The sequence below is a fragment of the Herbaspirillum sp. GW821-FHT09A12 genome (assembly GCF_059418325.1).
The window spans coordinates 1-4,840 of record NZ_JBWKPR010000027.1 but is presented as its reverse complement, the minus strand read 5'-3'; the positions used below and the strand labels follow the sequence as shown (position 1 = coordinate 4,840).

Here is a 4,840-nt window from a genome sequence, read left to right as displayed (position 1 = left end):
CTGGTGCGCAGCACGCGCCACGCCACCCTGATCGACATCACCGGCCTGGGCGAGCAGCCCGACGACAGCGCCATCGTGGTCGCCCCACATGCGCAAGACCGCAGTACGCGCCACTTTTACGATGCCGACGGCCTGCGGGTAGCCACGCTGGACGCGGCCGGCTACCTCAGCGAATGGACCTACGACAGCGCCGGCCGGCAAACGCAGGCGCTGCGCCATGGGCAAGCCGTGGCGTCCGCGCTGCATGAAGGCGATCTGGCGGCGCTGCAAGCCGCCGTCCGGGAGGGCGGCCAGACGCGCGAGCGCAGCCTTTACAATGCCCGCGGGCAAGTCGTCGGCCAGGTCGATGCGCAGGGCTACCTCACCGAAACCCTGTACGACGCCAACGGCAACGTGGCGCGGCGCATCCGCTACGCCACGGCGGCCAACGCCGGCCAGACGCTGGCCGCGTTGCGCCCGGCCCCCGATGCGCAAGACCGCAGCGCCTCCTACCGCTACGACGAGAGCAACCGCCTGGTCGAAGACACCGACTACCAGGGCAGCATCACCCGCTACCGCTACGACAGCATGGGCGCCCTGGTGGCCACCACGCGCGCGGTCGGCGCCCCCGAGGCCATCAGCCTGCTGGCGCGCTACGACCTGCAAGGGCGCAAGATCGCCGAACTCAGCGCCCAGGGAGCGGCCTTGCTGCAAGAAGGCATGACGGCCGAACAGATCGAGCGCATCTGGCAAGAACACGGCCTGCGCCACCAGTACGACGCCCTGGGTCGCAAGACCGGCACCGTCGACGCCAACGGCCAGCGCACCTCCTACGTGCATGACGCCGCCGGGCGGCTCACGCACATCATCAACGCCCTGGGGGAAGTGGCCGAAACGCGCTACGACGCCTTCGGCCAGATCGTCGGCACGACCCGCTACGCGCGCCGCCTGGACCGCCAGGCATTGGCCGCCGGGCTGTCCCTGAGCACGCTGGAAGCGGCGCTGTCGGCCCTGCGGCAAGACGCCGGCAACAGCGTGCATACCTACCGCTACGACAGCCAGGGCCTGCTGCTGGCGCAGCAAGATGCCGCCGGACTGCTCACACACTACAGCTACAACAGCTTCGGCGAGACGGTACGCGAAGAGCGCATCGACGGCCAGCGCCGCGTTATCCACACCAGCGAACGCGACCGGCGCGGCCAGGTCACGCACACGGTACAGGATGCGGGCGGCCTGCACCTGACGAGCCGCCGCCAATTCGACGCCTGGGGCCGGGTCATCCAGAGTACCGATGCGCGCGGCAACGTCACCCGCCATGAATACGACCGCCTGGGCCGGCAGATCGTGCTCACCGATGCGCTGGGCGGCCGGGTGCTGAGCACCTACGACGCCTTCGACCGCATCGTCAGCCACGACGACCGGGGTCGCCTCACCCGTTACCGTTACGACGCCGCCCAACGCAGCAGCGCCGTCACCACGGCCGACGGCGTGACGGTGACCACCACATTTAACCGTCATGGCCAACAACAGGAAGTCACCGACGGCCGTGGCCATGTGACCCGCTTCCGCTACGACGCCAACGGCAATCTGATTACCCAAGAGCGAGACGGCCAGACTCACACGCAACGCTATGACGCCGCCAACCGCCTGATCGAAACAGTGGATGAAGCCGGCCGGCGCACGGTACTGAGCTACGACGCGGCCAACCGGGTGATTGCCCGCACGGTCGATCCGGACGGGCTGAACCTGGTGACGCGCTATGCCTACGATGGGCAAGGCCGCCAGTTGAGCGTGACGCAACCGGGCGGGCAGGTGACGCAGTACACCTATGACCCGGCGGGACGCCTGGTGGCGCAGACGGTCGACCCCGACGGCCTGGCGCTGACGACCCGGCACGACTACGACGCCAGCGGCCAGGTGGTTCGCACGACGCAGCCCAACGGCAATGTCATCCGGTACACCTATGACAACGCCGGGCGCCGCATCGAAGAAACCATCGACCCGGACCGCCTGAACCTGACGCGGCGCTACCGCTACGACGACGCCGGCAACCTAGTGCAATCCATTGACGCCAACGGCAGCGCGACCCGTTACGCCTACGACGCCAATAACCGGCAGGTGTTGACCATCGACCCGCTGGGGGCGGTGCAAAGGAGCGTCTACGATGGCGCCACCGGCCGCGTGGCCATGCAAGTCCACTACGCGCGCCGTATCGATGTCGGCCAACTGGCCGCCGCCCTGACATTGGCCGACCTCGATGCGCTGGTGCAGGCCGATGCCGCCGACCTGCGCCAATGGACCCGTTACGACGCCCTGGGGCGCATCCACCAGCAGATCGACGCCAGCGGCGCGGTAACCCGCTTCGACTACGACGCCAATGGCAATGTGACCGGCAAGACCCGGTACGCCACCTTGTTGACGGCGCAGCAGCGCCAGGCATTGAGCGACGGTGGGGCCATCGACATCGGCCGCCATGCGGACGACCTTGTTGAGCGCAGCGTCTACGACAGCCGCAACCGGCTGCGCTACAGCATCGACGCCCTGGGCAACGTGACCGAACAGCGTTACGACGCCGCCGGCCAGTTGAGCGAGAGGATCGCCTACGCCCGGCCGGTGGCCGCCGATGCCGGGGATGACGAAGCGGCGCTGGCCGGCAAGCTCCAGGCCAGCGGCGAAGACCGCCGCACGCGCTACGTCCACGACATGGCCGGGCGCCTGCGCTACGAGGTCGACGCCCAAGGCAGCGTGACCGAACGGCGCTACGACGCCAACGGCAATCTACAGCAACAGATCGGCTACGCCCGGTCGTTGCATGCCGGGCCGGGCCCGTTGACGGAAGCGGCCATGGCGGCGGCCTTGCAGCCCAATGCTGCCGACCGTAGCGTCACCACCCTGTACGACGCGGCCAACCGTGCCCAATACAGCATCGATGCCTTGGGGTATGTGACGCACCACAGCCATGACGCCAACGGCAATATCGTCAAGACCGTGCGCTATGCCCATGCGGCCAGCGTGGTGCGCGACGCCGACGGCAAGCTGCAACTGCAAGCGCTCGTCGCCTCGACCCAGGATCGCACCGAATACCGCCACTACGATGGCACCGGGCGCCTGAGTTTGAAGATCGACGGCCTGGGCCGTGTGGAGAGAACCCAATATGATGCGGCAGGGCGTATCGTCACCTTGTCTCGGCAGCACTGGCGCTACACCTACGACGCCGCCGGCAACCTGATCCAGAGCATCGACGCCATGGGTCACAGAGAAACATCCACCTACGACACCCATGGCCGTCGCATCAGCTTCACCAACAAACTGGGCGGCACAACCTGGTACGCCTATGACGCGCTGGGCCGCCTGGTCAGCGAAACCCTGCCGGTGCAGGCGCCAGGCCGCGATGGCCAGGCGCAAGCCATCGTCAACCGTTTCGGCTACGACGCCTTCGGCAACCGTACCGTGACCATCGAAGCCGTCGGCCTGGCCGAACAACGCATTACCCACTATACCTTCGACGCCGCCGGGCGCCCCCTGAACCGCATCAGCCAAAGCACGCGCATCTACGTGGCCGGCCAGGGCTGGCGAGATGTCGCCCCAACCGAAACCACCCGTTACGACAGCTTCGGCAATCTGATCGCCAAGACCGACGCCAACGGCCACACCACCCGTTACTACTACGACGCCGCCAACCGCGTCATCGGCGAAGTGGGGCCGACCGGGGCCTATATCGCCCGCCAATACGATACCGCCGGCAACATGACCGTGCAGCGCAGCTATGTCGACCTGATTGCTTTGCCGGCCGGCGACACCTTGCCCGTTCCCGTCAACGACAACCGCTATCGCGAACTGCGCTTTACCTACGACGCCAACGGCCAATTGCTGGAAACCCTGCAGGCGCAAGTGGGCTATGCCGAGCTCGACAGCAGCACCGGCAACTTCCTCTACCGCAGTGGCGACATCGCCACCCGCACCGCCTACAACGGCCTGGGCCAGGCGGTGATGAACCAGGATGCGCAAGGCCGGCGCAGCTACCTTTACTACGATGTGCTGGGGCGCAAGATCCTCGCCGTTGACGCAGCCGGCTACGCCATTAGCTGGGAATATGATTCCTATGGCGACCTGCAGCGCCAGCGATTCTATGCGCAGGCCCTGGACCCATCCAACCCCTGGTCCGAGAGCAGCGATGCGCAAGTCCTGCGGGCCCGGCTCGCCGCGAATGCGCGCGACCGCATCGTTGACTTCGAGTACGACGCCCTGGGCCGGCAAACCGCCGAGATCCGCCGCAATGCCGGCAACGCCAGCGTCCAGGCCAACGGTCAACTGACCGAACAGCATGGCGACGCCGTCACCCGCAGCGCCTACAACGCCAACGGCGACCTGACGGCTAAAACCGACGCCATTGGCAACACCACCCAATGGGAATACGACCTGCACGCCCGCAAGACGGCGACCCTGCTGCCCACCGCCACTGACCATACCGGCCGAGCAATACGCCAGACCACGCGCTACCAGTACAACGGCCTGCACCTGCTGACGCAGGAGACGGTGGAAGGCAGCGGCGCGGATGCCGCCCGCATTACCCGCCACACCTACGACGCGGCCGGCCGCAGGGTCAGCCAGACTCTGGCCAATGGCGAAGTGATTCGCTACGGCTACGACGCCCAAGGCAACACCACCGCTGAAATCATCGACCGCCGGCAAGCCGACGGCAGCGTGCTGCATGAGATGACCAGCATCGCCTACGACGGCGCCCATCGCGAGATCCGGCGCAACAGCGGCAGCGCTGACGCGCACCACAACCCGACACACGGCAACGACAACGCCATCGGCCTGTACTACGACGCCTTCGGCAAGCAGATCGGCAAGATCA

At 67.0% G+C, this 4,840-nt stretch carries 1 protein-coding gene; it reads left to right on the top strand.

The features are described from left to right. A partial coding sequence (locus tag AC07N6_RS24225; protein ID WP_494783854.1) for a hypothetical protein occupies positions 1-4,840 on the top strand: 4,840 nt, incomplete at both ends.